This window comes from Streptomyces lydicus, from assembly GCF_001729485.1.
GTDB classification, from domain to species: Bacteria; Actinomycetota; Actinomycetes; order Streptomycetales; family Streptomycetaceae; genus Streptomyces; species Streptomyces lydicus_D.
On record NZ_CP017157.1, the window covers coordinates 756294 to 782430 of the forward strand.

25 protein-coding genes and 1 tRNA gene are annotated in these 26137 nt (G+C 73.1%); 14 read left to right on the plus strand and 12 right to left on the minus strand.

What is annotated here, in order from left to right:
* Positions 1–159: 159 nt before the first annotated feature.
* A complete protein-coding gene (locus SL103_RS03330; protein WP_079145539.1) occupies positions 160–1686 on the minus strand; it encodes a potassium/proton antiporter in 1527 nt (508 codons plus the stop codon).
* 194 nt (positions 1687–1880) lie between these two features.
* Here SL103_RS03330 and SL103_RS03335 point away from each other — a divergent pair, with 194 nt between their 5' ends.
* Positions 1881–4604, plus strand: coding sequence for a penicillin acylase family protein (locus tag SL103_RS03335; protein WP_069567238.1), 2724 nt, complete (start codon positions 1881–1883; stop codon positions 4602–4604).
* Between the two features lie 71 nt (positions 4605–4675).
* On the opposite strand, the gene SL103_RS03340 is transcribed toward SL103_RS03335, so the two are convergent.
* Positions 4676–5275: a 5-formyltetrahydrofolate cyclo-ligase gene (locus SL103_RS03340; RefSeq protein WP_099055374.1), complete on the minus strand. Its 600-nt coding sequence runs from the start codon at positions 5273–5275 to the stop codon at positions 4676–4678.
* A 111-nt stretch (positions 5276–5386) separates the two neighbouring features.
* Here SL103_RS03340 and galU point away from each other — a divergent pair, with 111 nt between their 5' ends.
* From galU to SL103_RS03375, 7 genes are all read left to right on the plus strand, one after another.
* Entirely contained in the window at positions 5387–6289 is a 903-nt protein-coding gene (gene galU / locus SL103_RS03345; RefSeq protein ID WP_069567240.1) for a UTP--glucose-1-phosphate uridylyltransferase GalU, read from the plus strand.
* Positions 6290–6293: 4 nt separating this feature from the next.
* Positions 6294–7634: a molybdotransferase-like divisome protein Glp gene (gene glp, locus SL103_RS03350; RefSeq protein WP_069567241.1), complete on the plus strand. Its 1341-nt coding sequence runs from the start codon at positions 6294–6296 to the stop codon at positions 7632–7634.
* 72 nt (positions 7635–7706) lie between these two features.
* A complete protein-coding gene (moaC, locus tag SL103_RS03355) occupies positions 7707–8189 on the plus strand; it encodes a cyclic pyranopterin monophosphate synthase MoaC (RefSeq protein WP_069567242.1) in 483 nt (160 codons plus the stop codon).
* Positions 8186–8689: a MogA/MoaB family molybdenum cofactor biosynthesis protein gene (locus SL103_RS03360; RefSeq protein WP_069567243.1), complete on the plus strand. Its 504-nt coding sequence runs from the start codon at positions 8186–8188 to the stop codon at positions 8687–8689. Before moaC ends, SL103_RS03360 begins: the two co-directional genes overlap by 4 nt.
* The gene (locus SL103_RS03365) at positions 8686–9318 is read left to right on the plus strand and encodes a GNAT family N-acetyltransferase (RefSeq protein ID WP_079145541.1); all 633 of its coding nucleotides are present in this window, start codon (positions 8686–8688) and stop codon (positions 9316–9318) included. The genes SL103_RS03360 and SL103_RS03365 overlap by 4 nt, the downstream gene beginning before the upstream one ends.
* 151 nt (positions 9319–9469) lie before the next feature.
* On the plus strand, positions 9470–10498 hold the full coding sequence (gene sepX, locus SL103_RS03370) for a divisome protein SepX/GlpR (RefSeq protein ID WP_069567245.1): 1029 nt from the start codon (positions 9470–9472) through the stop codon (positions 10496–10498).
* 101 nt (positions 10499–10599) lie between these two features.
* Positions 10600–10672 (plus strand) — tRNA-Ala (locus SL103_RS03375).
* Between the two features lie 50 nt (positions 10673–10722).
* On the opposite strand, the gene SL103_RS03380 is transcribed toward SL103_RS03375, so the two are convergent.
* Entirely contained in the window at positions 10723–11151 is a 429-nt protein-coding gene (locus tag SL103_RS03380) for a hypothetical protein (RefSeq protein ID WP_069567246.1), read from the minus strand.
* A 170-nt stretch (positions 11152–11321) separates the two neighbouring features.
* Here SL103_RS03380 and SL103_RS03385 point away from each other — a divergent pair, with 170 nt between their 5' ends.
* Positions 11322–11684: a DoxX family protein gene (locus SL103_RS03385; RefSeq protein WP_069567247.1), complete on the plus strand. Its 363-nt coding sequence runs from the start codon at positions 11322–11324 to the stop codon at positions 11682–11684.
* Between the two features lie 69 nt (positions 11685–11753).
* Here SL103_RS03385 and SL103_RS03390 read toward each other — a convergent pair whose 3' ends face one another.
* From SL103_RS03390 to SL103_RS03420, 7 genes are all read right to left on the minus strand, one after another.
* Positions 11754–12302 (minus strand): M23 family metallopeptidase, encoded by a 549-nt coding sequence (locus SL103_RS03390; RefSeq protein ID WP_069567248.1) that lies wholly within the window; start codon positions 12300–12302, stop codon positions 11754–11756.
* 130 nt (positions 12303–12432) lie between these two features.
* Positions 12433–13698, minus strand: coding sequence for a glycosyltransferase (locus SL103_RS03395; protein ID WP_069567249.1), 1266 nt, complete (start codon positions 13696–13698; stop codon positions 12433–12435).
* Positions 13699–13776: 78 nt separating this feature from the next.
* Positions 13777–14610, minus strand: coding sequence for a MerR family transcriptional regulator (locus SL103_RS03400; RefSeq protein ID WP_069567250.1), 834 nt, complete (start codon positions 14608–14610; stop codon positions 13777–13779).
* A 177-nt stretch (positions 14611–14787) separates the two neighbouring features.
* The gene (locus tag SL103_RS03405) at positions 14788–15183 is read right to left on the minus strand and encodes a GntR family transcriptional regulator (protein WP_069567251.1); all 396 of its coding nucleotides are present in this window, start codon (positions 15181–15183) and stop codon (positions 14788–14790) included.
* A 148-nt stretch (positions 15184–15331) separates the two neighbouring features.
* Complete coding sequence (locus SL103_RS03410) at positions 15332–16360, minus strand: ABC transporter permease subunit (protein ID WP_079145542.1); 1029 nt, start codon at positions 16358–16360, stop codon at positions 15332–15334.
* Positions 16357–17292 (minus strand): ABC transporter ATP-binding protein, encoded by a 936-nt coding sequence (locus SL103_RS03415; protein WP_069567252.1) that lies wholly within the window; start codon positions 17290–17292, stop codon positions 16357–16359. The genes SL103_RS03410 and SL103_RS03415 overlap by 4 nt, the downstream gene beginning before the upstream one ends.
* 95 nt (positions 17293–17387) lie before the next feature.
* Positions 17388–17918, minus strand: coding sequence for a GNAT family N-acetyltransferase (locus tag SL103_RS03420; RefSeq protein WP_069567253.1), 531 nt, complete (start codon positions 17916–17918; stop codon positions 17388–17390).
* 82 nt (positions 17919–18000) lie between these two features.
* Here SL103_RS03420 and SL103_RS03425 point away from each other — a divergent pair, with 82 nt between their 5' ends.
* On the plus strand, positions 18001–18813 hold the full coding sequence (locus SL103_RS03425) for an exodeoxyribonuclease III (protein ID WP_069567254.1): 813 nt from the start codon (positions 18001–18003) through the stop codon (positions 18811–18813).
* Between the two features lie 116 nt (positions 18814–18929).
* Here the strand turns inward: SL103_RS03425 and SL103_RS03430 are convergent, their stop codons facing one another.
* Positions 18930–19439 carry a stress protein gene (locus tag SL103_RS03430; protein WP_069567255.1) on the minus strand — a complete coding sequence of 170 codons (510 nt, stop codon included), beginning with the start codon at positions 19437–19439 and terminating at the stop codon, positions 18930–18932.
* A gap of 337 nt (positions 19440–19776) precedes the next feature.
* Here SL103_RS03430 and SL103_RS03435 point away from each other — a divergent pair, with 337 nt between their 5' ends.
* Positions 19777–21639, plus strand: coding sequence for an AfsR/SARP family transcriptional regulator (locus tag SL103_RS03435; protein WP_069567256.1), 1863 nt, complete (start codon positions 19777–19779; stop codon positions 21637–21639).
* Between the two features lie 29 nt (positions 21640–21668).
* On the opposite strand, the gene SL103_RS03440 is transcribed toward SL103_RS03435, so the two are convergent.
* On the minus strand, positions 21669–22529 hold the full coding sequence (locus tag SL103_RS03440) for a MerR family transcriptional regulator (protein WP_432215333.1): 861 nt from the start codon (positions 22527–22529) through the stop codon (positions 21669–21671).
* 206 nt (positions 22530–22735) lie between these two features.
* Here SL103_RS03440 and SL103_RS03445 point away from each other — a divergent pair, with 206 nt between their 5' ends.
* Genes SL103_RS03445 through SL103_RS03455 form a run of 3 tightly spaced genes read left to right on the plus strand, consistent with a single transcriptional unit; the run spans position 22736 to position 26135 of the window.
* Positions 22736–24262 (plus strand): flavin-containing monooxygenase, encoded by a 1527-nt coding sequence (locus SL103_RS03445; protein WP_069567257.1) that lies wholly within the window; start codon positions 22736–22738, stop codon positions 24260–24262.
* The gene (locus SL103_RS03450) at positions 24259–25263 is read left to right on the plus strand and encodes an alpha/beta fold hydrolase (protein ID WP_069567258.1); all 1005 of its coding nucleotides are present in this window, start codon (positions 24259–24261) and stop codon (positions 25261–25263) included. The genes SL103_RS03445 and SL103_RS03450 overlap by 4 nt, the downstream gene beginning before the upstream one ends.
* Entirely contained in the window at positions 25260–26135 is an 876-nt protein-coding gene (locus SL103_RS03455; protein WP_069567259.1) for an SDR family oxidoreductase, read from the plus strand. Before SL103_RS03450 ends, SL103_RS03455 begins: the two co-directional genes overlap by 4 nt.
* Positions 26136–26137: the final 2 nt, after the last annotated feature.

A 26137-nucleotide genomic window follows, 5' to 3' on the forward strand; every position in this document is an offset into this window, starting at 1 on the left:
AGTTGGTTCGTAGATGTTCTGTCTTCATACTACAGGTCGCGCCGCGTGAGGCCCTGGGATTAACCAGGGCTTCACGCGGTTTTCCTTGGGATCCGTGGAGATCTTCAGCACATTTCCGGGTGGCGGCACCCGGTCGTCCGTGGTGGGCCCGGCCCGGCCTCAGGTCCGGCCGCCCCGGTGCGGGTGCCGCCGCACGGCGCCGCCGGTGCCCAGCCAGCCGGCCAGCTTGCCGCCCTGGGAGACCGCCTGCAGTCGCCGCTCGGCCGCGTCGCGCACCGGGTCGGTGGCGACCACCAGCAGTTCGTCGCCGTGCCGCAGCACCGTCGACGGCGACGGCACGAAGCTGGAGCCGTCCCGGACGACGAGGGTGACCGCGGCACCCGCGGGCATCCGCAGCTCGCCGACCTCCACGCCGTGCATCCGGGACGACGGCCCGATGGACGTCGACAGCAGATGGCCGCGCAGCCGTTCCAGGGGCGCCGACTCGATGCCCAGGTCCGCGGCCTCCTCGCCGTCGCCCAGCCGCAGCCGCCTGGCGAGCCAGGGCAGGGTCGGGCCCTGGATGAGGGTGTAGACGACGACCAGGACGAAGACGATGTTGAAGACGCGTTCGCTGCCGGGTACGTCGCCCACCATCGGGATGGTGGCCAGCACGATGGGGACCGCGCCGCGCAGGCCGGCCCACGACAGCAGGGTCTTCTCCCGCCAGGGCACCCGGAACGGCAGCAGCGCGGTGAACACCGACGTCGGTCGGGCGACGAGGGTGAGGATCATGCCGATGACCAGCGCCGGCACTATGTCGTCGAGCAGATTGTGCGGGGTCACCAGCAGACCCAGCAGGACGAACATCCCGATCTGGCCGATCCAGCCGAGGCCCTCGGCGAAGCCGCGGGTGGCCGGCGCGTGCGGCAACTTGGCGTTGCCGAGGATCACCGCGGCCAGATAGACGGCGAGGAAGCCGGAGCCGTGGGCCAGCGCGCCGGCCGCGTAGGCCGAGACGGCGATGGCCATGACGGCGATCGGGTAGAGGCCGGAGGCGGGCAGCGCCACGTGCCGCATGCCGTAGGCGCCGAGCCAGCCGATGGCCACGCCGATGGCGGCGCCGATCGCGAGTTCCAGGGCGATCTCACCGAGCAGGACGTACCAGTGGTCGACCTGCCGCGGGGCGGAGAAGGCGACGACCAGGATGACCACCGGGGCGTCGTTGAAGCCGGATTCGGCTTCGAGGACACCCGTCAGGCGCGCGGGCAGCGGCACGCTGCGCAGCACGGAGAAGACCGCCGCGGCGTCCGTGGACGAGACCACGGCGCCGATCAGCAGCGCCTGCCGCCAGTCGAGTCCGGCCAGGTAGTGCGCGCCGGCCGCGGTGACCCCCACGCTCACCGCGACGCCGACCGTCGAGAGCGCCGCGGCCTGGGGAAGGGCCGGTTTGATCTCTTTCCATTTGGTGCCCAGCCCGCCCTCGGCGAGGATCACGACCAGCGCGGCATAGCCGAGGAGTTGGGTCAGTTCGGCGTTGTCGAAGACGACGCCCCCGATGCCGTCCTGCCCCATGGCGATGCCTATCCCCAGGTAGATGAGCAGGCTGGGGAGCCCGCTGCGCGAGGACAGCCGTACTGCGGCGACCGCGATGAGCAGTACGAGCGAGCAGAGCAGCAGGAGTTCATTGAGATGGTCGACAGTCAGGAGCTGGTCCTTCCTCGCACAGGGCCGGGCGGCGGACTGGGGGGTGGTTTTCCTTACTGTATCTAGTTACTGAGACTAACAATTTACCATTGCTTGAAAGTCGGATGTGCTGGCCCTGACTCCGCGTAGGGGTCGCCAAACCCGTGCGCCTATGGTTGCTCCAGCACTCCCACCCTGCCCCTCGAAGGACAGAGATGCCCGCCAACAAGTCCGGCCCGGTCCCCAGGAAGAAGAAGGGGCGGCGCGGCCGCCTCGTCGCGATCACTGTCGTGCTGCTGCTCGTGGCGGGCATCGGTTTCGGCGCGTACTGGGGAGTGAGCACCGTACGTGCCTCCTTCCCGCAGACCACCGGCTCGCTCAAACTCCCGGGCCTGACGGACCCGGTGGACGTCGTCCGCGATGCCAACGGCATCCCGCAGATCTACGCCGACACCGACCAGGACCTCTTCCGCGCCCAGGGCTACGTCCAGGCCCAGGACCGCTTCTGGGAGATGGACGTCCGGCGCCACATGACCGCCGGCCGGCTGTCGGAGATGTTCGGCAAGAGCCAGGTCAAGACCGACGAGTTCCTGCGCACCCTCGGCTGGCACCGCGTGGCGCAGAAGGAGTACGACACCAAGCTGTCGCCCGGCACCAAGAAGTACCTCCAGGCTTACTCCGACGGCGTCAACGCCTACCTCAAGGACCACGGCGGCTCCGCGCTGTCCCTGGAGTACGCGGCACTGGACTTCCAGAACGACTACAAGCCGGAGAAGTGGACGCCGGTCGACTCGGTGGCCTGGCTCAAGGCGATGGCCTGGGACCTGCGCGGCAACATGCAGGAAGAGATCGACCGCTCCCTGATGACCAGCCGCTTCACCCCCGAGCAGATCGCCCAGCTCTACCCGGCGTACCCGTACAAGCGCAACAAGCCGATCGTCGACGGCGGCACGGTCGACCCGGCCACCAAGCGGTTCTCGCCCAAGGGCTCGGCCAACTCCACCCCCGCGTCCGCCGGCGCCGCCGCCACCGGCCTGCAGTCCCAGCTGTCGTCGCTGTCCAAGACCCTCGACAAGGTCCCCGCGCTGCTCGGCCCCAACGGCAACGGCATCGGCTCCAACTCCTGGGTCGTCTCCGGCGCGCACACCCCCACCGGTAAGCCGCTGCTCGCCAACGACCCGCACCTGGCGCCCCAGATGCCCTCGCTCTGGTACCAGATGGGCCTGCACTGCCGTACCACCGGCCCCAAGTGCGGCTACGACGTCTCCGGCTTCACCTTCTCCGGCATGCCCGGCGTCGTCATCGGCCACAACCAGAACATCTCCTGGGGCATGACCAACCTGGGCGCGGACGTCACCGACCTGTACCTGGAGAAGATCAACTCCGACGGGTACCTCTACGACGGCAGGCAGCGGCCCTTCGTCACCCGCAAGGAGACCATCAAGGTCGCCGGCGGGGAGAGCCGCGAGATCACCGTCCGCTCCACCAACAACGGCCCGATCGTCTCCGACCGCGACGACGAACTCGGCAGCGTCGGCAAGGACGCCCCCGTCGGCAACGCCGCGCCGGACCGCGGCGACGGCTACGCCGTCTCGCTGCGCTGGACCGCGCTGGACCCCGGCAAGTCCATGGACGCCGTCTTCGAGCTGGACCGGGCCAAGGACTGGAGCGGCTTCCGCAAGGCCGCCGAGCACTTCGAGGTCCCCTCCCAGAACCTGATCTACGCCGACACCAAGGGCAACATCGGCTACCAGGCGCCCGGCCGCATTCCGGTCCGCGGCAAGGGCGACGGCCACTTCGACGGCACCTACCCGGCACCCGGCTGGGACCCGTCCTACCAGTGGAAGAGCTACATCCCGCAGAAGGCCCTGCCGTACGAGTACAACCCCGAGCGCGGCTACATCGTCACCGCCAACCAGGCCGTGGCCGATGAGAAGTACCCGTACCTGATCACCAAGGACTGGGGCTACGGCTCCCGCAGCCAGCGGATCAACGACCTGATCCAGTCCAAGATCAAGGACGGCGGCAAGGTCTCCACCGACGACATGCAGGCGTTCCAGCGGGACAACAGCAGCGAGATCGCCCGGCTGCTCACGCCCTACCTGACGAAGCTCGACATCAAGGACAAGTACGTCCGCGACGCCCAGCAGCTGCTGGAGGGCTGGGACTTCACCCAGGAGCCCGACTCCGCCGCGGCCGCCTACTTCAACGCCGTCTGGCGCAACACCCTCAAGCTCGCGTTCGGCAACAAGATGCCCAAGGAGCTGCGCCCCGAAGGGCAGTGCCTGACCGTCCGCCCGGCCGACGAGACCGGACCCGCCGACGAGAACGACACCTACGTCCGCGAATGCGGCCAGCGGGCCGGCGACACCGCGCAGCCCGACGGCGGCGACCGCTGGTACGAGGTCGTCCGCAACATCCTCGACGACCCCAACAACGCCTGGTGGAAGACCGAGGACCGGCCCGGCCGCCCCGGCGACAAGAACCGCGACCAGCTCCTCGCGCACGCCATGAAGGACGCGCGCTACGAACTGACCTCCAAGCTGGGCAAGAACATCGACAACTGGACCTGGGGCCGGCTGCACCAGATGTTCCTGAAGAACCAGACGCTCGGCACCGACGGGCCCGGCTTCCTCCAGGGCCTGTTCAACCGTGGCCCGTGGAACGTCGGCGGCGGTGAGGCCGCGGTCGACGCCACCGGCTGGAACGCCGCCGGCGGCTACAAGGTCACCTGGGTCCCGTCGATGCGGATGGTCGTCAACCTCGCCGACCTCGACAAGTCCCGCTGGATCAACCTCACCGGCTCCTCCGGGCACGCCTACGACACGCACTACTACGACCAGACCGACAAGTGGGCCAAGGGCGAGCTGCTGCCCTGGGCGTACAGCGAAGCGGCCGTGAAGAAGGCGGGCAAGGACACCCTGACGCTCTCGCCGTAGGCCGCCCCCTCGCACACCGCCGCCGGGCGGGCCGGAGACCTCTCCGGCCCGCCCGGCGGCGTTCCGGCGGCTCAGCCGGCGAACCGGTGCACCGCCGACGGCGTCACCGCGGCGTGCACCCGCCGGTCGTGCGGCTCGGCCGGCACCTCCTGGACCACCTCGTCGTCGTACAGCAGCACCACCAGCGACGTCGGCGCGCCGGCCCGCTCCAGCCGCGCCAGCACCCGGTCGTACGAGCCGCCGCCGCGCCCCAGCCGCAGCCCGCTCCGGTCCACCGCCAGGCCCGGCAGCAGCACCACGTCCGCCCCGGTGACCGCCTCGGGGCCCAGCCGCTCCCCGGCGGGCTCCCGCAGCCCCCACCCGGCCGCAACCAGCCGCTCGGGACCCTCGTAGAGCGCCCATTCCAGATCGTTATCAGACAGCAGCACGGGCAGCAGCACCCGCACCCCGGCCGCCCGCAGCCGCTCCAGCAGCGGCCCGGTGGCGGGCTCCCCGCCGATCGACACATAGCCGGCGACCGTCGGTGCGGGACCGGTCCGCCCGCCGGGCGGTGCCGCGAGATACGGCGCCAACTCGTCCAGTTCCAGGGCCCGTCGGGCCAGCGCCTCGCCCGTCGCCGCGACGACATCCGACGGCAAGGATCTTCTTACCTCCAGGAGACCCCGCCGCAACCTGCGCTTTCTATCGTGTTCAGTGCTCACTGTGTGCCCTTGCTCCCGCTCTCATGCCCTATTCACCGGACCCTCATCATCGTTCCGAAAGGGCCGGTTATGGTGTCGCGCATGACCCCATCGCACACACGGATCAGCAAGGCTGTCATCCCGGCAGCCGGCCTCGGCACCAGGTTTCTCCCCGCCACGAAGGCCACACCCAAGGAGATGCTCCCGGTAGTCGACAAGCCCGCCATCCAGTACGTGGTGGAGGAGGCGGCCGCCGCCGGACTCTCCGACGTCCTGATGGTGACCGGCCGCAACAAGCGCCCGCTCGAGGACCACTTCGACCGCAACTACGAACTCGAAGAGGCCCTGCACCGCAAGGGCGACGAGTCCCGCCTCGCCAAGGTCCAGGAGTCCAGCGACCTGGCGACCATGCACTACGTCCGCCAGGGCGACCCCAAGGGGCTGGGCCACGCGGTGCTCTGCGCCGCGCCCCACGTCGGCGACCAGCCCTTCGCGGTCCTCCTCGGTGACGACCTGATCGACCCCCGCGACCCCCTGCTGGCGCGCATGGTCGAGGTCCAGGAGCAGCACGGCGGCTCCGTCGTCGCCCTCATGGAGGTCGACCCGGCGCAGATCCACCTCTACGGCTGCGCGGCCGCCGCCCCCACCGGCGACGACGACGTGGTGACCGTCTCCGACCTGGTCGAGAAGCCCGACCCGGCCGAGGCCCCCAGCAACCTCGCCATCATCGGCCGCTACGTCCTCGACCCGGCCGTCTTCGAGGTGCTGCGCAAGACCGACCCGGGCCGCGGCGGCGAGATCCAGCTCACCGACGCCCTCCAGGCCCTGGCCGCCGACCCCTCGCTGGGCGGCCCGGTGCACGGCGTGATCTTCAAGGGCCGGCGTTATGACACCGGTGACCGTGGCGACTACCTGCGTGCCATTGTCAGACTGGCATGCGAACGTGAGGACCTGGGCCCCGACTTCCGGGCCTGGCTTCGCAGTTACGTCACCGAGGAGATGTAGGACGTTGAACAACGCCACCGGCCGGACCAGCCACCAGGACCGCGTCTGGTCGGTGGCCGAGCACCTCGACGACGTGCTCTCCACCATCGCCCCCCTGGAGCCGATCGAGCTGCAGCTCCTCGACGCCCAGGGCTGCGTCCTGGTGGACGACCTCACCGTTCGCGTCGCCCTGCCGCCGTTCGACAACAGCTCCATGGACGGCTATGCCGTCCGCGTCGCCGACGTGGCGGACGCGAGCGAGACCGCCCCGGTCACCCTCACCGTCATCGGCGACGTCGCGGCGGGCAGTGGCGAGCTGCCGGAACTCGGCCCCGGCCGGGCCGCCCGGATCATGACCGGCGCCCCGGTCCCGCCCGGCGCCGAGGCCGTCGTCCCCGTCGAGTGGACCGACGGCGGCTCCGGCGAGGGGCCGGCGGCCACCATGCGCGCCCACAGCGCCGCCCCGCAGGACGCCGCCGGCGAGGTCCGCGTGCACCGCCCGGTCACCGCCGGCGCCCACATCCGCGCCCGCGGCAGCGACGTCACCGAGGGCGAGCCGGCCCTCACCGCGGGCACCGTCCTCGGCCCCTCCCAGATCGGCCTGCTGGCCGCCCTCGGCTTCGGCACGGTCCGGGTCCGGCCCCGCCCCCGCGTCGTGGTGATGTCCACCGGCAGCGAACTGGTCCAGCCCGGCGAGCCGTTGGGCCCCGGCCAGATCCACGACTCCAACAGCTTCCAGCTCACCGCCGCCGCCCGCGCCGCCGGCGCCCTCGCCTACCGCGTCGGCGCGGTCGCCGACGACGCCGACACCCTGCGCGCCACCCTGGAGGACCAGCTCATCCGGGCCGACATCCTCGTCACCAGCGGCGGCGTCAGCGTCGGCGCCTACGACGTGGTCAAGGAGACCCTGACCGCGCTGTCGGAGGAGACGGCCCCGGACGGCTCGCAGATGTCCGGCCGGGTCGAGTTCCGCAAGCTCGCCATGCAGCCCGGCAAGCCCCAGGGCTTCGGCCTCATCGGCCCCGACCGCATCCCGCTGCTGGCCCTGCCCGGCAACCCGGTCAGCTCGTACGTCTCCTTCGAGCTGTTCGTCCGCCCCGCCATCCGCGCCCTGATGGGCCTGCCCGACGCGCAGCGCCCCACCGTCCGCGCCCGGTGCACCGACGCCCTCGCCTCCTCGCCCGAGGGCAAGCGGCAGTTCCTGCGCGGCTCCTACGACGCACAGGCCGGCACGGTCACCCCCGTCGGCGGCGCCGGTTCCCACCTGATCAAGGCCATGGCGCACGCCAACGCCCTGATCGTCGTCCCGGAGGACACCACCGAGGTCCCCGCGGACGCGGAGGTGGACGTGCTGCCCCTGGGATAGCCCGCCGGGTGGCCCACCGCCGCCGGGGGTACGGTGTCGTCCCACAGGCGGCAGTTTGGGACCGGGAGAACGATGAGCAGCGGCCAGCAACACCTCACCCATCTCGACGCGGCGGGCGCGGCGCGAATGGTCGACGTCTCCGCGAAGGACGTCACCGCCCGCACCGCCACCGCCCGCGGCCGGGTCCTGGTATCGCCGCAGGTCATCGAGTTGCTGCGGGGCGAGGGCATGCCCAAGGGCGACGCCCTGGCCACCGCCCGGATCGCCGGCATCATGGGCGCCAAGCGCACCCCCGACCTGATCCCGCTCTGCCACCCCCTCGCCGTCTCCGGCGTCAAGGTCGACCTCGCCCTCACCGACGAGGCCGTGGAGATCACGGCCACCGTCAAGACCACCGACCGCACCGGCGTCGAGATGGAGGCGCTCACCGCCGTCTCCGTCGCCGCGCTGACCGTCGTCGACATGGTCAAGGCCGTCGACAAGGCCGCGGTGATCTCCGACATCCGCGTCGAGGCGAAGACCGGCGGCAAGTCCGGCGACTGGAGCCGGTCATGAGGCCCGCCCGCGCCCTGGTCGTCACCGCCTCCAACCGCGCCGCGGCCGGCGTGTACGCCGACAAGGGCGGCCCGCTGCTCGCCGAGGGCCTCACCGCCATGGGCTTCGAGGTCGACGGCCCCCAGGTCGTCCCGGACGGCGACCCGGTGGAGGCCGCCCTGCGCCAGGCCGTCGACTCCGCCCGCTACGCCGTCATCCTCACCACCGGCGGCACGGGCATCTCGCCGACCGACCGCACCCCCGAGGCCACCCGCCGGGTCCTGGACCACGAGGTGCCCGGCATCCCCGAGGCGATCCGCGCGGCCGGCCGCACCACGGTCCCCACCGCCGCCCTCTCCCGCGGCCTGGCCGGAGTCGCCGGTACGACCCTGATCGTCAACCTCCCCGGCTCGACCGGCGGCGTCCGCGACGGCCTCACCGTCCTCGCCGACCTGCTGCCGCACGCCGTCGACCAGCTCCGCGGCGGCGACCATCCCCGTCCTTCCGGGAGCCCGAGCTGAACGCGCCCTGGCCGGTGGTCCTGACGGACGGTGATGTCACCCTCCGCCCGATAAAGGTGCGCGACCAGCGCGCCTGGCGCGAGGTCAACCGCCGCAACCGCGACTGGCTGCGCCCCTGGGAAGCCACCATCCCGCCGCCCCCGCCCGGCCTCGCCCCGCCCCACCGGCCCACCTACCGGCAGATGGTCCGCCATCTGCGCGCCGAGGCACACGCCGGCCGGATGCTTCCCTTCGTCGTCGAATACCGGGGCGGGCTCGTCGGGCAACTCACCGTCGCCGGCATCACCTGGGGCTCCATGTGTTCCGGCCATATCGGCTACTGGGTCGATCAGGAAGTCGCCGGCCGGGGCGTCATCCCGACCGCCGTGGCGCTCGCCGTCGACCACTGCTTCCGTTCCGTGGGACTGCACCGCATCGAGGTCTGCATTCGCCCCGAGAACATCCCCAGCCGCCGGGTGGTGGAAAAACTCGGCTTTCGCGAAGAAGGCATCCGCCCGCGCTACCTGCACATCGACGGCGCCTGGCGCGACCACGCGGTTTTCGCCCTCACCGCGGAAGAAGTCCCCGAAGGGCTGCTCAGGCGCTGGCACCAGCAGAAACCCGCCGCTCCGGGCGCACCCCACAAATAAAATAAACGTTCGAATGCAATCCCGAATTGGCCCGATTGGTGGGGGTGCGGATCTCTACCATCACAAAAAAGTTCGAGATATCAGCCAGATCGTGCGACACACCGGCCCAATTGGCGGATGGCCCCATGCAAACCCCTCTACCGTGTGAGTTGTGAGAAGCAGCGGCCTCATCTACGCAGTCATCGTCGGGGCCTGGGCCGCCTACTTGGTGCCGATGTGGCTCCGTAGACAGGACGAGCTCAACGAGGCCCGGCCGACCGAGCGCTTCAGCACCGCCATCCGGCTGCTGTCCGGACGCGCGGCCATGCAGCGTCGCTACGACAAGGAACGCGGGGAGTACCCCGCCGACGACGCGGGCGACGAACCGGCCCCGGACGCCCTTGCCGACGAGGCCGCCGCGGGCCCCTTCGGCGACCCCGCCCCCGTGGACGAGCCCGAGGCCCCCACCCGGGTGCAGTCCACCGCCCCGCGCCCGTCCCTCTCCGAGCGGGCCAAGCGCGCCAAGGTCCTGGCCCGCCGCCGGCGCACCATCACGGTCCTCTTCCTCACCTTCACCACCGGCGCCATCGTCGCGGCCGTCGGTGGCCTGCCCTTCCTCTGGGCCCCGGCGATCCCCGCGCTGCTCCTGACCGCGTACATCATTTACCTGCGCGCCCAGGAGCGCCGCCGCTTCACCTTCACCATGGACCAGCGCAAGGCGGAGGCGGCAGCGCAGCGGCTGCGGGAGGGCCGGCACCGCCCTCGCCCGGCGGCCGACCAGCCGCCCGCCGACGAGCACCCGGCCGACGTCCACGCTGACGCCCCCCTCGACGCCGCCCCCGAACCACCCCGCGCGGCTCCCGCGTCCCGGCCTTCCCCCACCGCCGGCCGCCGCGCCGTGGTCGAGGAGACCGACCACGCCGAGTGGGTCGACCAGCAGCGCGAACGCGAGCGCCCGCGCCCCGCCACCGGCAGCTGGGACCCCGTCCCGGTGCCCCTCCCCACCTACGTCACCGCCCCGGTCGCCCCGCGCGCCACCAGCCACGTCGACCTCGACGCCGAGGACGCCTGGAGCTCCGCACGCTCCAGCGCCGCCCCCGACCACCCCCAGTCCGACACCCCCGCCCGCCGCTCCCGCGGCCGCACCCCCCTCTTCGACCAGTACGAGGACGAGGACCGCCCGCGCGCCGCCAACGAGTGACCCGCCTCGCACCGGCGAACGGGTGAGAGCCCTCCACTGACCAGCACGGGAAGCGATTTCCGAGCACCGCGACCGAGATGCTAGAGTTTCACTCGTCGCAAGGGCCTGTGGCGCAGCTGGTAGCGCACCTCGTTCGCAACGAGGGGGTCAGGGGTTCGAATCCCCTCAGGTCCACAGCACGTCAAAGCCCCCGCCGGGGATATCCGGTGGGGGCTTTTTCGTGGTCAGGGCTGGGTGCGGCTGATCACTCGGCCGCGTTCGTCGCGGCGATGTTTTCCCAGGCTGATCGACAGGCAGGCCACCCCGGCGAACAGGACGACGCCGGCGGTCAGTGTCAGCAGGTGCCACCAGCCTCCGTTGCTGACTCCGGCCCAGGCCAGGACGACGGCGATGGTGAGCAGGGTGAGACCCATGGAGATGCCCACCCAGTCCCTGGAGCGCACGTCCTCGTCCTCGATGAGGGTGGTGATCGACGCGTCGACGTGCGCGCGGTACCGGCTCTTGCCCTCCAGGTCGTCGGGCATCATCGCCAACAGCTCGATGTCGCGCTTCAGTCGGTCCCGACCGTCGTAGCGCGTCCGCCGGCTCTGCCAGACGACCCCCGCGAGCGACAGCAGAGCGATCAGCACCGGGGTGAGGTCGGTCCACTTCATGGGGCTGGAGGCTACGGAGTGCGGTGCCGCGCCTCAAGGGCGCGCAGGGGGCGAGAAGTTATTCGGGCGGGGTGTCACATTCATGGGGCGGGCGGGGTCATCACGGTGACGGACTCACCACGGCCGGGGCGCGACGCCGCTCCGGCGCCTGTCTGACGAGGAGCCTTTCGATGTTCACTGCTTATGTCGTCGTCACCCTGCTTGCCGCTGCCATGTCGGGCTTCTCGGCGGGGGCCCTGCTCCTGCGCGCCGAGTGGGTCGTGCGGGCCCTGACCGACTACCGCGTGCCGCGCGCGTGGTGGACCCGGCTCGGCGCGGCCAAGGCCGCGGGGGCCGCGGGGCTGCTGGCCGGGCTGTTCGTGCCGGTCCTCGGGGTGCTGGCGGGCGTCGGGCTGGTGCTGTACTTCGCCGGGGCCGTCGTCTTCGTGGTCCGGGCGCGGTGGTACGCACACGTGCCGTACCCGCTGGTGTACGCGGCGCCGGTGGTGGGGGCGCTGGTGCTGGGGTGGGTCGGCGGGGTGTGGGTCGGTTGAGTGGGGGTTGGGTGAGTGGGGGGGCTGAGTGGGGGTCAGGTCCGGGGTCTGGGTGGGCGTGCGGGCGGGTCAGTGGAGGCGGAAGGGCAGGTGTACGCCGTGTCTGGCCAGGTAGAGCAGGGGGTTGATGTCTGATCCGTAGCGGCGGCTGGTGCGTACCTCGAAGTGGAGGTGGGGGCCCGTGGCGCGGCCGGTGGTGCCGGTGTAGCCGAGGCGGGTCCGGGCGTGGACCTTCTGGCCGGGGCGGACGGTGATGCGGGAGAGATGGCCGAAGAGGGTGTAGCGGCCGTCCTTCATCCGGATCGTGACGGCGTTGCCGTAGGCGCCGGACCTCTTGGCGAGGACGACGGTGCCGGAGCCCACGGAACGGACCCGGGTCCCGCTGCGGACGGCGAAGTCGATGCCGGTGTGGTGGCCCGCCTGCCAGGTGCCGCGCACGCCGTAGGGCGAGCTGACGTGGTAGGGGGACCAGGTCCTGATCGGGCGGGTCCAGGGGTCGGCGGGGGCGGCCAGGGCGGTCTGGGCCGCCGTCAGGCTGATGACCGTGCCCAGGGCCGCCGGCGCTATGACGCGCAGCAGCGTTCTGCGAAGCGGGGTGCTCGTGCGGTAGGTGGTCATAGTTGCGAGCCCACGCCCTGTGGCCGCCGGTCGCATCCCGGGGAGGGGCGGCGGGCGGCCGATCGGGTGGCGGGACCGTACGGGAGGGTGTGCCCACCCCCCCCGGTAGGCGTCCGGCCGGCCGGGCCGGTCAGGTGGTCAGGCGGGCGACCGTCGCGGCCACCGTGCCGGAGCCGTCCTCGGCGGCCAGCCGGCGGGCGGCGTCGCCGGCGCGTTCGCGGAGGGCGGGGTCGGTGACGGCCCGGCCGAGGGCGTCGGCCAGCCGGGCCACCGCGTCGTCGGCGGCGAGGTCCTGGAACGGGATCGGGGTGGTCGCGGCGCCCAGCGAGGCCAGGCGGGCGGCCCAGAAGGGCTGGTCGGCGGTGACCGGGACGGGAACGGTGGGTACCCCGGCGCGCAGGCCCGCGGCGGCGGTGCCGGCGCCGCAGTGGTGCAGCACCGCGGCCATCCGCGGGAAGAGCAGGTCGTGCGGGACCGCGTCGATGGTGAGGACGTCGTCCGTCGGTTCCGCGGTCAGGCCGGCCCAGCCGGACTGGAGGACGCCGCGGAGCTTGGCGCGGCGCAGGGCCCGCACCGCGAGGTCGCCCAGCCGCTCGCCCTCGCCGCCCGCCATGCTGCCGAAGCCGAGGAAGACCGGGGGCGGGCCGGCGGCGAGGAAGTCCCGCAGCGCGGACGGGAGTTGGGTGTCGGGGGCGTGCCAGGGCCACCAGTTGCCGACGACCTCCAGGCCGCTCGGCCAGTCCGCGGGGCGGGGCACCAGGACCTCACTGAAGCCGTGCAGTACCGGCCGGCCGGCCGCCTCGGCGCGGCGGCGGACCGTACGGGGCGTGGCGGGCGGCAGGCCGAGCCGGGCGCGCAGTTCCCGGTTCGCGTCCGCGTAGAGGCGGTCGATGACGCGGAGCGAGAGGCGGCCCGCGGCGCGGTTGCCCCAGCGGCCCAGGGACCGGCCGCCGCTGACCACGGGGGCGAAGTCGCCCGTGGGGGCGCCGGGGACGAGGGGCAGGTCCAGGGCGGGGATGTCCATCGCCTCGGCGAGGTTGCGGCCGAGCGGCGCGGTGGTGGCGGACAGCAGCAGCAGATCGGTGTTGGCGCCCTGCCGGGCCGCGTCGGCGAGGCCGCCGCCCAGCTCCTTGACGAAGGCGGCGGCCCGGCGCAGGAGGTCGCGCCGCCCGGCCGGCACGGCGGGCCGGGCCGGTGCGGTGGGGTCGGGGCGCCGGGTGCGCGGGTCGGCCGGCAGCGGGCGGAACTCCAGGCCGGCGGCGCGTACGAGCGGGGCGTAGCTGTCGTGGGTGGCGAGCGCGACGTGGTGGCCGTCGGCCAGGAGGCGGGCGCCGAGGCCGGTGTACGGGGCGATGTCGCCGTACGAGCCGGCGGCGGCGAGCAGGATTCTGGGCATGGGTGGGCCAGCCTTCGGACCGAGGGAGGGTGGGGAGCTGAGGTGAGGCAGGCGCGCGGGTGTGGCCGCGCGGGTGGTTCAGGGGGCGGCGGGGGCCGCGGGCGGCGGGGTGGCCGTGGCCGGTGTGTCCGGCGGGGTGGGGGACGGCCGGCGCACGGCGTTGGCGTGCACGGCCGTGCGGAGGTACGGGGCGAGGCCGGGGCGCTGTTCGCCGGGCGGGACGATCAGGGCGAAGGCGCGCGGGTCGGCGGCGAACTCGTCGGCGATCCGGCCGTGCATGTCGGTGGGGCACGGGGTGAACCAGCGGATGAGGTGCTGCCGGTGGTCCTCCGCGAGGTCCGTCGCCCGCTCGCCGTCCGCCGGTTCCCCGGCCTCGAAGGCGGCGATCAGCCGTCCGCGCCAGTCGGCGGACTCGGCCATGATCTTCGCCCAGTCCTCCTTGGAGTGCGCGGCGGCCCGCGCCATCGAGCGCTGGTGGCCCGCGCTGTGCTGCCACTTCAGGTGCGCCTGGGTGGCGTAGGTGAGGTCGAAGGTCACCTCGCCGAAGACCTCGAAGCGCTCCTCGGGCGTCAGTTCCACCCCGGTCTGCTGGACCTCCATGGCCCGCTCGGCGACCTCCACCAGCCGGTGCAGCGTGGCGATCTGCTCGGTGAGCAGGCGGTGCCGGGCGCGGAGGTGGTCCAGGGCGTTGGCCTGCGGGTCCGCCAGGATGGTGGCGATCTCGTCGAGGGGGAAGCCGAGTTCCCGGTAGAAGAGGATCTGCTGCAGCCGGGCGAGGTCGGCGTCGCTGTAGAGGCGGTAGCCGGCCGGGCTGCGCTCGCCGGGGCTGAGCAGGCCGGTCCTGTCGTAGTGGTGCAGGGTGCGCACCGTGATCCCCGCGAAGCCGGAGACCTGCCCGACCGAGTAGCCCATCGCAGCGTCCTTCGCCCCGTCGTCGTGCCGGCGGCCGGCCGGGTGGGGGCCCGGCCGGTGGTGCGGCGTGCCGCCACCGGCGTACGGCTGGTTTCTCCGTACGACGCCCAGGGTGCGGCCTGACGTGGGGTAAGGGTCAACCCCGGCGGGGCGGCCCGGCACGGTGCCGCGGCGCGCTCACCCCGGTGGGTAGCGCTCCTGGAGCACCGAGTTCACCAGGGCCTGGACGTCCTCCCGGTCCAGGCCCTCCTGCTGGGCGCGCGCCATCCAGGAGCGGAGTTCCTCGCGCAGCAGGGCGTCCGCCGCGGACTCGGGGCGGGCCAGCGTACGGCTGACGAACGTGCCGAGGCCGGGGCGCGGTTCGACCAGGCCCTCGCGTTCCAGCTCGCGGTACGCCTTCAGGGTCGTGTTGGGGTTGACCTTGGTGGTGGCGGCGACCTGCGCGGCGGTGGGCAGCCGGTCGCCCTCGACGAGGATGCCCAACCGCAGTGCCTGCTGGACCTGTTGGACGATCTGGAGGTAGGTGGCGACGCCGCTGCGGCGGTCGATGCGGAACTCGACGACGCTCACCACCTCTCTGCTGCTTCCACCCCGGTCACGCCGTGTGCCGCCGGGGGTGCTGTCACGCTGTGTGCCGCCGGGACTGCGCTGTCCGACCGCTTGATGATCGGGCCGCCCGTGCCGGGTGTCAAAGCGCCGCCCGGGAGCCGCGCCGCGCCGTTCAGAGCGGCCGCCTGTGGGCCCGCCACACGACGAGCGCCAGGACCGCGGCGGTCAGCGCCAGCAGGATCCCCGCGCCCAGCCACTGCATCCCGGGCAGCTGCCCGAAGTCGAAGTACTGGGTGACCCGGTTGACGATGCCGAGCCGGGCCCGGCACGCCTCGGAGTCGCTGCCGACGCAGGTGCCGAAGCCGTACAGCTTGCCGTCGGCGGTGGAGACCCAGTCGTCGATCCGTACGGAGCCGAGCGGCAGGTGCGGGCCGTCGCCGTCGTACGGATAGCTGACGCTGCGCAGCGTGCCGAGCCGGTTGCGGACCTGCTCGGCCCAGACCACGGAGAAGGCGAACCCGAACACGGCGGTGGCCGCCATGGCCGGCACCACCCGCTTGGTCAGCATGCCGAGGGCGATGCCGCAGGCGGCCAGGAAGAGGGTCTTGGCGACCGGGACGGGGCCGGTGGCGTCGAAGGGGCCGCTCTGCAGCCAGTCGCCGCCGCTGACGAGGTCGTGGGCCGGTGACCACAGCCAGGTGAAGGCGGCCGACAGCAGCGCGCTGCAGGCCGCGGTGACGGCCAGCGGCAGGCCGAGCGCGGCGGCGATCCACCGGCCGCGGCTCACCGACTGGGTGGTGACCAGCCGGATCGTGCCGTGCTCCCGCTCGCCCGCGATGAGCGGGGCGCCGAGGAAGACGCCGACGAGGAACGGCAGGGCCTCCATGAACTGCAGGTCGCGGTTGAACATCGGGCCGAAGCTGCTCTGGAACTCGTCGAGCAGCCGCCCGTCCGCGTCCGGTGCGGACCCCTTGGTGTGCAGGAAGTCCAGCACGCCGATGCGCTGGTACGCGAAGAGCGCGCAGCCCGCGACGGTGGTCAGCAGGGCGATCCGCAGCAGGGTCCGGTGCCGGTGCCAGACCACCCAGGGCAGGCCGCGCAGCAGGGCCCGGCGCGGGGCGGGGGCGCCGGCGGGGGTGGGCGCGGAGGGTGCCGCGGCCGTCGTCGTGCCGGCGTGGCCGGCCGTATCGTTCCGGCTCATGCCGCCGCCTCCCGCGTCCCGGCGCCGTCGATCCGGGCCTCGTCCGTGATCAGGACGGGGGCCTCGGGCGAGCGGAGACAGGCCAGCAGGACCTCCTCCATGCTGGGCACGAGGGCCTCCCAGCTGTCGGAGAGCGGGCCGCCGGGCCGGATCAGCGCGCTGAACTGCCGTCCGCTGACCCGGGACTCGACCACCGTGTGCTGCCGCAGCAGCTCGTCGGGCACCCCGCTGTCCCCGGAAGCCACGCCGGTCACCAGCATGTGCGCGGGCACCAGCTCCTCGGTCTGCCCGGCCATCCGCAGCCGGCCCTCGGCGAGCACGACGAGGTAGTCACACATGTCCTCCATCTCGGAGAGCATGTGGGACGACATCAGCACGGTCGTGCCGTGCTCGGCGGCCTCGGCCATCAGCAGGCCCGACAGCTCGTGCCGGGCCAGCGGGTCGAGGTCGGACATCGGCTCGTCGAGCAGCAGCAGCTCGGGCCGCTTGCCGAAGGCGAGGGCGAAGGCCACGCGGGTGCGCTGGCCGCCCGACAGGGTGCCGATCCGGGCGGTGAACGGCACGTTGCCGGACCGTACGATCCGCTCGGCCAGCGCCTGGTCCCAGCGGGGGTTCAGCTCGCGGCCCAGCCGCAGGGTCTCGGCGACCGTGAAGCGCGGATAGAGCGGCTTGTCCTGGGCCAGGAAGGCGAAGCGCTCCAGTACGGCCGGGTCGGCGACCGGCACGCCGAACAGCTCCAGCGACCCGGTGGTCGGCTGCACCAGCCGGGTCGCGGTGCCCAGGAAGGTGCTCTTGCCCGCGCCGTTGGGGCCGACGAGGGCGCAGATGTGGCCGGCGGGGAGCCGGAACGAGCAGTCCTGCAGGGCCCAGCCGCGGCGGTACTTCTTTCCCAGTCCTCGGGCCTCGACGGCCCATGAGCTCGGCTCGCTCATCTGGATCCCCCCTTTAGCTAGTTCATTAGTGGAATGAGTATGGGGAGCGGCGCGGAACCCTGTCAACAAAACGCCGGGGCCGGAGCCCGGTCTCCTCAGCCGGCCGTCCCCGTCAGCGGCTTCGCCATGCACCGGCTGTCGTCGTACGTCCGGTACAGCCCGAACTTCGTCACGTGCGCGTAGCCGGAGGAGGCGTACAGCTCCAGCGCCTCGGGCTGCTTGATGCCGGTCTCCAGCACCATCCGGGAGCGGCCGGCCGCCCGCGCGTCGGCCTCCAGCGCGGCCAGGATCCGCCGCGCCAGGCCCCGCCCGCGGGCCTCGGCCAGCACGAACATCCGCTTGATCTCGGCGTCGCCGGCCGCGTACCCCTCCGCCGCGTCCTCCTGCACCCGCCATCCGCCGCTGGCCACCGCCCGGCCGCCGTCGTACGCGAGCAGGTAGATCCCCCGGGGCGGCACGAACATCCGCGGGTCCAGCGGGGTCATGTCACCGTCGCCGTAGCGCTCGACGTACTCCTGCTGCACCAGCGCGTCCAGCGCGACCGCGTCGGGGTGGTCGTAGCGGACCGGACGGATCTCGACGGGGTGGACGTCGGCGGGGCGTATCCCGGCGGGGCTGCTCTCCATTCCACGAAGCGTACGGGGGGCCGGGCGCGGGCCGCGACGGGACGGGAAACGATCAACCGGCGGGGCTGGGTATCGTGCCGGGATGCTCACCGTGACCTCTGTGAATGTGAACGGCCTGCGCGCCGCCGCCAAGAAGGGCTTCGTCCCGTGGCTCGCCGGGACCACGGCCGACGTGCTGTGCCTGCAGGAGGTACGGGCCGAGACCGGCCAGCTGCCGGACGAGGTGCGCGAGCCCGCCGGCTGGTACACCGTGCACGCGCCGGCCGCCGCCAAGGGCCGGGCCGGCGTCTCCCTCTACAGCCGCCGGGAGCCGGACCGCGTCCGGGTCGGCTTCGGGTCGGCGGAGTTCGACGGTAGCGGCCGGTACGTCGAGGCGGACCTGCCCGGCGTGACCGTCGCCAGCCTCTACCTGCCCTCCGGCGAGGTGGGCACCGACCGCCAGGACGAGAAGGAACGCTTCATGGCCGAGTTCCTCCCGTACCTCGTCGGCCTGCGCGAGCGCGCGGCGGCGGACGGCCGGGAGGTCCTGGTCTGCGGCGACTGGAACATCGCGCACCAGGAGGCCGACCTCAAGAACTGGAAGGCCAACCAGAAGAAGTCCGGCTTCCTCCCCGAGGAGCGCGGCTGGCTCACCGACGTGCTCACCGAGACCCGCGGCGGCTACGTGGACGTCGTGCGCGCCCTCCACCTCGGCGCCGAGGGCCCGTACTCGTGGTGGTCCTACCGCGGCCGCGCCTTCGACAACGACGCGGGCTGGCGCATCGACTACCACATGGCCACGCCGGGCCTGGCCGAGCGCGCGCTCAAGGCGTACGTCGAGCGGGCCGCGGCCTACGACCAGCGGTGGAGCGACCACGCGCCGGTGACGGTGGTCTACGGGCGCCAGGACGCCTAGCGCCCGGCGCCGGCCCGTCGGACAGGTGCCGGGCCGGGGTGGGGCGCCCCCCGGGGGAGTACGGGGGCGCCCCGGGGCGGCTCGCCGGGGGGTGGGGCGGGCCGCCCGGTCCGGGGTCAGGGGCGGCTGAACTTCACGTAGCCGCCGTTGTCCGGGCGGTCGAACCAGCCCTTGAAGGCCCAGTTGATGTAGCCGCCGTCGCCCTGGTTGGTGAACTCGCCGTCCTCGAAGACCCAGATGCCGTAGACGACGCCGTCGTAGGTGGCGGAACCGTACGCCTTCACGCCGTTGAGGTGCTCCTCGTACGGCTGGCTGAGGTTGTGCACCATGACGTTGTACTGGCCGCCGCTCGCGTAGAACGCCGACTCCATCAGGTTCTTGACGAAGCCCTCGCGGTTCTGGGCGGTCTTGATCGACGACTCGATCTTGTTGGCTATGCCGAGCACGTCGACGTTGAAGTTCAGGTTGGCGTTGGCGCCGACGTCGACCGGGGAGTCACCCGCCGCTGCCGCGGCGGTGACCGGAGCGGCCGAGGCGGTCGCCGGGAAGGCGGCGGCCGTCGCGGTGAGCGCGGCGCACAGGGCCACCGCTGCCAGGCTCTTCTTCAGGACGCCCGAAGTGGTCATGGTTCTCCTCCATGAGTGGGGGGTGGTCGGCTCCGCACCGAGCGGGAACGGAGCGCCGGGCCGGAGCGGTGGCAAGGGGTGGGCCGCCGCTCCGGCACGGCAACGAGAATCGTCGGGGCCGCTCATGATCCGCTCACGCCGCGCTCACGCGGGGCGTCGTCGCAGGTCGGACGCGTCCCCGGGCGCCGGTGCGGTCCATATAGTGAGAGCGGTGGCAGCGGCCGCAACCAGCCATGGTTTTCCGCGTCTTTACTGACGTGAGGGCGGGCCGTGGTTCCGTCCCGTTCGGCTGTTCGCACCAGAGGGCACGATGGTTCAGTTGCGGCTCCTAGGGCCGGTGGAGATCGAGACCGACGAGGGCCGTCCACTGGCTCTGGGGGCGGGCCGCATCCGTACGGTGGCCGCGGTACTGATCAGCGAGGTCAACCAGGCGGTCACGGTGCACCGGCTGATCGACCTGGCGTGGGACGGGGAGCCGCCGGCCCGTGCGCGGGGCGTGGTGCACAACCACGTGCACCGGCTGCGGCAACTGCTGGACGGGCATGCCGAGCTGGTCACGCGGGGACAGGGGTACGTCCTGATCGCCGACCCGACGGCGGTGGACAGCCACCGGTTCCGGAGCCTGGTCTCCGCCGCCCGGGACGCCGACCCGCGGGCCGCGGTCGCCATGCTGCGCCGGGCCCTCGGGCTGTGGCGGGGTGAGGCGTTGGCGGACGTGCCCGGCGACCGGGTGCGCCGGACGCTGGGGGTCGGACTGGCCCAGGCGCGGGTGGCCGCGCTGCAGGAGCTCGGCGCCAAGCTGCTGTCGCTCGGCCGGTACGGGGAGCTGGTCACCGAGCTGACCGCGTGGACCGCGGAGCACCCCCTGCACGAGGAGCTGACCGCGCTGCTGATGCGCGCGCTGCAGGCGAACGGCCGGCAGGCCGAGGCGCTCGACCACTACCACCGCACCCGCCGGCACCTGAAGGAGCAGCTGGGCATCGACCCGGGCCCGGCGCTCGGCGCGGCCTATCTGGAGGTGCTCGGCAGGGGCCCGGCCGCCGCGCCACCGCCGTCCGCCGCCCGCCCGCCCGCCGGACCGCCGCCGGCCGTGCCGTACGCGGTGGGCCCCCGGCCGGCGGCACCGCCCCGGGTCGCGCAACTGCCGCCCGCTGTCGGCGACTTCTGCGGCCGGGCACGCGAACTGGCGGTGCTGGAGCAGCACCTGGACCGGGTGCCGCGGCCGCACTGCCTGGTACTGGCGGGCGGCGGCGGGGCGGGCAAGACCTCGCTGGCGGTGCAGTGGGCGCACCGGCTCACGGCGGAGTTCCCCGACGGGCAGCTCTTCGTCGATCTGCGCGGCTTCGAGCGTCCCCCGATGCGGGCGGGCACCGCGCTGGCGTCCTTCCTGCGGGCCCTGGGCGTCCCGGAGGCGGGGATCCCCGATTCCGTGCCGGAGCGCGCGGCGCTGTACCGCTCGCTGCTCGCCGGCCGGCGGATGCTGGTGGTGCTGGACAACGCGGGCACGGCGGAGCAGACGCGCCCGCTGCTGCCCGCGACGCCGGGCTGTCTGGCCGTGGTGACCAGCCGGCGGCGGCTGAGCGGGCTGGTGGTCCGGGACGGCGCGGTCCTGGTGGGGGTGGGGCCGCTGACCCCCGGCGACGCGCTGCGGCTGCTGGCCAACGCGCTGGGGCCGCAGCGCATCGAGGCGGACAAGCCGGCGGCCAGGGAACTCGTCAGGTGGTGCGACGGGCTCCCGCTGGCCCTGCGGATCGCCGCCGCGCGGCTGATGGCGCACCCCGAGTGGCCGCTGGGCTGCTGGACGCGGAAGCTGGCCGATGAGCGCCGCCGGCTGCAGGAGCTGTCCGCGCACGACGCAGATCTGGCCGTGGAGGCCAGTCTGTATCTGACCTACCGTGCGCTGTCGAGCGGCGCCGCCCGGCTGTTCCGCGTCCTCGGGCTGCACCCGGGCCCCCGGGTCGGTGTCCTGGACGCCGCGGCGCTGGCCGGCCGGGACGTCGCCCGCACCCGCCGGCACCTGGCCGAGCTGTGCGACGCGCATCTGCTGGAGGAGCAACCCCAGGGGCACTACGTGCGGCCCGAGTTGGTGCGGCTGTACGCGGCACAGCGCGCCGTGGCGGAGGAGACGCGGTCCGACCGGGACCTGGCCGTGCGGCGGCTGCTCGACCAGGCCGCCCGGCTCCGTCCGGCGCGCGGCTGAGCGGCGGCCGTCCGGTGCGGCCCGGGACGCTACCGCGCGTCCGCGGGGCCTTCGCCGTCCCCCCGGTGGTCCCGTCCCCCCTGGCAGTCCCGGTCCCCCTGCTCACGGAGCCAGTTCTCCAGTTCCGTGCGCACCCGGCGGTCCATGGCCATGGAGAGTTCGGCCTCCACCACGCCCTTGGACAGCGGCCGGAGCTTCTCGATGGTGCGGGCTATGTCGTCGACCTCCTGGGGGCCGGGCAGGTCGGTGGTGCCGGGGCGTTCGAGGATGTCGGCCAGGAGGTGGGTGCGGATCAGGGTCGTGAAGACGTCGGCCAGCGCGTCGGCGTGGGCGCGGACCGTGCGGCCGGCTTCCAGGACGGCGGCCAGGGGGATGCCGCGGTTGACGAGTTCGGTGGAGGCGTCCAGGAGGCGGCGGCTGATGTGGACGAACTCGTCGCCGTCGACGGCCAGATAGCCGAGGTCCAGGGACGCGGTGAGGTTCTCCGCCGTGACGTCCTGGCTGAAGTGGTCGGCGAGCTGTTCCGGGGTGAGCCGGACCGGGGTCTCCTCGGACCACGGCGGCAGCAAGGGGGTCCGCAGGCCGAGCAGTTCGCCCACGTCGCGGCCCGCGTCGAAGGCGGACAGGAGCTCGGCGATACCGCCGAGGGTATGGCCGCGCTCCAGGAGGGCGCCGATGGTGCGCAGCCGGGCGAGGTGGTGGTCGTTGTACCAGGCGATCCGGCCCTCGCGGCGGGGCGGCGGGATGAGCTTGCGTTCGCGGTAGAAGCGCAGCGTACGGACCGTGACGCCGGCTTCCGCGGCGAGTTCGGCCATACGGAATTCGCGCTCGGGGCGGCCGCTTTCCGGGGGCCGCGCGGGCTCGTCCTGGGGGGTCTCGTTCGCTGCCACGGGGTCAGCCTATGCCGGGGGCGGGACGGCCGGCCGGGGTGCGACCGGCGGTAACTTCCTGCCGCCCGCCCCCTACCGCTCGGTACGTGGACTGCCCTACGCTCCCCCTGTGCCCAATCGTGCCAGTGATTGCTGGCGCAGTTGGGTCTCCCGTGGCCGCCAGGGCCGCGGGGGCGGGGTGGAGCGTCGGACTCGGGAGGCGGCGGATGGCCGAGCGCGAGCAGCAGCACGTGCGGGTGGCGGTGATCGGATCGGGCTTCGGTGGACTGGGGGCGGCCGTACGGCTGCGCCGCCAGGGAATCACCGACTTCGTGGTCCTGGAGAGGGCCGGCTCGGTGGGCGGTACCTGGCGGGACAACAGCTATCCGGGGTGTGCGTGCGACGTGCCGTCGCACCTGTACTCCTTCTCGTTCGCCCCCAACCCCGAATGGCCGCGGAACTTCTCCGGGCAGGAGCACATCCGTGCCTACCTGGAGCGGGTGACGGACACCTTCGGGCTGCGGCCGCACCTCCGGTTCAACGCGGAGGTGCGCGGCCTGCGGTGGAGCAGCAGCGCGCTGCACTGGGAGATCGAGACGGCGAGCGGGGCGCTGACCGCGGACGTGGTCGTCTCCGCCACCGGGCCGCTGTCGGACCCGAAGCTCCCGGACGTCCCGGGGCTCGACACGTTCCCCGGGAAGGTCTTCCACTCCGCCCGCTGGGACCACGACTACGACCTGCGCGGCAAGCGGGTCGCCATGATCGGCACCGGCGCCTCGGCGATCCAGATCGTCCCCGCCATCCAGCCGGAGGTGAGCCGGCTGACCCTCTTCCAGCGCACCCCGCCCTGGGTGCTGCCGCGCGCCGACCGCAGGATCAGCGCGGCCGAGAAGTGGCTGCACACCAAGGTGCCCGCGACCCGGGCCGCGCGCCGCGGACTGCTGTGGGGCATCCGGGAGTTGCAGGTCAGCGCCTTCACCAAGCGGCCCAACGAACTGGGCCTGATCGAATTCCTGGCGAAGAGCCACCTGCGCAAGGCGATCAAGGACCCCGCGATGCGGGCCGCGCTGACGCCGGACTACCGCATCGGGTGCAAGCGGATACTGCTGTCCAACACCTACTACCCGGCGCTGGCCCGGCCGAATGTGGACCTCGTCCCGGCGGGGCTGAAGGAGGTGCGCGGCGCCACGCTCGTCGCGGCCGACGGGAGCGAGACGGAGGCCGACGCGATCGTCTTCGGCACCGGCTTCCACGTGACGGACATGCCGATCGCCCAGCGGGTCACCGGGGTGAACGGGACGACGCTGGCCGAGGAGTGGAAGGACGGGATGGCGGCGCTGCGCGGTGCCAGCGCGGCCGGGTTCCCGAACTTCCTGACCCTCATCGGGCCCAACACCGGGCTGGGGAACAGCTCGATGATCCTGATGATCGAGGCGCAGCTGAACTACATGGCGGACTTCCTGCGGCAGCTGGACGTCCTCGGCGGGAAGATCGCGCTGAACGCCCGGCAGTCCGCGGTGGACGAGTGGACCCGGAAGATCCAGCGGAGGATGGAGCGGACGGTGTGGAACACCGGCGGGTGCGACAGCTGGTACCTCGACGCCAACGGGCGGAACACCACCGCCTGGCCGGGCACCACCGCGGAGTTCAGGAAGGTGACGCGGCAGGTCGACCTCGCCGAGTACGAGGTGCTGCGGCCGCCGGGGGCCGCCGTCGGCGCGTCCGACGGCGCGCGGGCGGAGGTGGCCGTATGAGCCGCCGGCCCGGACACGTCACGACCGGCCCCTACGCACCGCCGGTGCCGCGCGGGACGGTGACCCTCACCTCGGCCGACGGCGCCCGGATCCACGCCGAGATCCACGGCCCCGAGGACGCCCCGGCCGTCGTGCTGGCGCACGGCTGGACCTGCTCGACCGCCTTCTGGGCGCCGGTCGTCCGCGACCTGTCCGCCGACCACAAGGTCGTCGTCTACGACCAGCGGGGCCACGGCCGCAGCCCGGCCGCCGTCCCGGCCGGCCACAGCACCGAGGCGCTCGCCGACGACCTGGTCGCCGTACTGGAGGGGACCCTCGCGCCGGACGAACGCGCGGTGGTGGGCGGCCACTCCATGGGCGGCATGACGATCATGGCCGCCGCCGGGCGCCCGCAGCTGCGCGCCCGGGCCGCCGCCGTCCTGCTGTGCAGCACCGGCAGCGCCGGACTCGCCGCCGAATCGCGGGTGTTCCCGCTGCGCAGCCCGGGCGGCCGGCGCCGCGCCCACCGGCTGCTGCTGGGCTCCCGCGCCCCGCTCGGCCCCGTGTCGCCGCTCACCAGAAGCGCGTTGAAGTACGCCACGATGGGCCCCGGCGCCACCGCCGAGCAGGTCGAAGCCTGTGCGCGGATCGTGCACGCCTGCCCGGCGGGCGTCCGGGCCCGCTGGGGCCACGTGCTGTACGGCCTGGAACTGACCGGCGGACTGGGCGCCCTGGAGATGCCGGCGGAGGTCATCGCGGGCACCGCGGACCGGCTGACGCCGCCGGTGCACGCCCGCCGGATGGCCTCCGTCCTGCCCGACCTCCGCCGGCTGACCGAACTGCCGGGGCTGGGCCACATGACCCCCATCGAGGACCCCGGCGCGGTCGCCGGCCGGCTGCGCGTGCTCGTACGGGACCACCTGCCGGCGGCCGGCGCCGACGACGGGCCGGCCGCGGCCGCCCCCGGAATCCCCGACCAGGCCCCCCGGGCCGCACGGCAGCAGAAGGAGAGCACGACATGACCGGGAAACTGCAGGGACAGGTCGTCGTGGTGACCGGCGCGGCACGCGGGGTCGGCGCGCTGCTGGCCCGCAAGCTGTCGGCGCGCGGCGCGACGCTGGCGCTGGTCGGCCTGGAGCCGGACGAGCTGCGCGCGGTCGCCGCCTCGCTGCACGGCCCCGCGCACCACTGGCACGCCGATGTCACCGACCACGAGGCGATGGCCCGGGTGGCCGGCGAGGTCAAGGACCGCTTCGGGAAGGTTGACGTGGTCGTCGCCAACGCCGGGGTGGCGACCGGCGGGCCGTTCGTCGACTCCGACCCGGTCGCCTGGAAGCGGGTCATCGAGGTCAACCTGATCGGCGGCGCGGTCACCGGCCGGGCCTTCCTGCCCGTACTGATGGAGTCCCGCGGCTACTTCCTGCAGATCGCCTCGCTCGCCGCGATCACCCCGGCCCCGATGATGACCGCGTACTGCGCGTCCAAGTCGGGTGTCGAAGCCTTCGCCCACAGCCTGCGCGCCGAGGTCGGCCACAAGGGCGTACGGGTCGGAGTCGGCTATCTGAGCTGGACCGACACCGACATGGTGCGGGGCGCCGACCAGGACGACGTGATGCGCGAGTTGCGCTCCCGGCTGCCCTGGCCGGCGAACAAGACCTATCCGCTGGGCCCCGCCGTCGACCGGATCGTCGCGGGCGTCGAGCGTCGTTCCGCGCACGTCTACGGGCAGTGGTGGCTGCGCGGGATGCAGTCGCTGCGCGGGTATCTGCCCGCGCTCATCGGCACGGTGGGCCAGCGCGAGATGCGGCGGTTCGGGGAGCGCCTGGACGGGATGCGGGTCGGCCTGGTCGGCGCGGGCGGAGAGGCGGACGAGAAGGCGCGCGCGGACCGGTAGGA

Excerpts from the sequence above, each read along its gene's own strand:
- SL103_RS03335 (WP_069567238.1), top strand. The coding sequence starts at position 1,881 with ATGCCCGCCAACAAGTCCGGCCCGGTCCCCAGGAAGAAGAAGGGGCGG.
- galU (WP_069567240.1), top strand. The coding sequence starts at position 5,387 with ATGACCCCATCGCACACACGGATCAGCAAGGCTGTCATCCCGGCAGCC.
- moaC (WP_069567242.1), top strand. The coding sequence starts at position 7,707 with ATGAGCAGCGGCCAGCAACACCTCACCCATCTCGACGCGGCGGGCGCG.
- SL103_RS03360 (WP_069567243.1), top strand. The coding sequence starts at position 8,186 with ATGAGGCCCGCCCGCGCCCTGGTCGTCACCGCCTCCAACCGCGCCGCG.
- SL103_RS03380 (WP_069567246.1), bottom strand. The coding sequence starts at position 11,151 with ATGAAGTGGACCGACCTCACCCCGGTGCTGATCGCTCTGCTGTCGCTC.
- SL103_RS03385 (WP_069567247.1), top strand. The coding sequence starts at position 11,322 with ATGTTCACTGCTTATGTCGTCGTCACCCTGCTTGCCGCTGCCATGTCG.
- SL103_RS03390 (WP_069567248.1), bottom strand. The coding sequence starts at position 12,302 with ATGACCACCTACCGCACGAGCACCCCGCTTCGCAGAACGCTGCTGCGC.
- SL103_RS03395 (WP_069567249.1), bottom strand. The coding sequence starts at position 13,698 with ATGCCCAGAATCCTGCTCGCCGCCGCCGGCTCGTACGGCGACATCGCC.
- SL103_RS03400 (WP_069567250.1), bottom strand. The coding sequence starts at position 14,610 with ATGGGCTACTCGGTCGGGCAGGTCTCCGGCTTCGCGGGGATCACGGTG.
- SL103_RS03410 (WP_079145542.1), bottom strand. The coding sequence starts at position 16,360 with ATGAGCCGGAACGATACGGCCGGCCACGCCGGCACGACGACGGCCGCG.
- SL103_RS03415 (WP_069567252.1), bottom strand. The coding sequence starts at position 17,292 with ATGAGCGAGCCGAGCTCATGGGCCGTCGAGGCCCGAGGACTGGGAAAG.
- SL103_RS03420 (WP_069567253.1), bottom strand. The coding sequence starts at position 17,918 with ATGGAGAGCAGCCCCGCCGGGATACGCCCCGCCGACGTCCACCCCGTC.
- SL103_RS03425 (WP_069567254.1), top strand. The coding sequence starts at position 18,001 with ATGCTCACCGTGACCTCTGTGAATGTGAACGGCCTGCGCGCCGCCGCC.
- SL103_RS03430 (WP_069567255.1), bottom strand. The coding sequence starts at position 19,439 with ATGACCACTTCGGGCGTCCTGAAGAAGAGCCTGGCAGCGGTGGCCCTG.
- SL103_RS03445 (WP_069567257.1), top strand. The coding sequence starts at position 22,736 with ATGGCCGAGCGCGAGCAGCAGCACGTGCGGGTGGCGGTGATCGGATCG.
- SL103_RS03450 (WP_069567258.1), top strand. The coding sequence starts at position 24,259 with ATGAGCCGCCGGCCCGGACACGTCACGACCGGCCCCTACGCACCGCCG.
- SL103_RS03455 (WP_069567259.1), top strand. The coding sequence starts at position 25,260 with ATGACCGGGAAACTGCAGGGACAGGTCGTCGTGGTGACCGGCGCGGCA.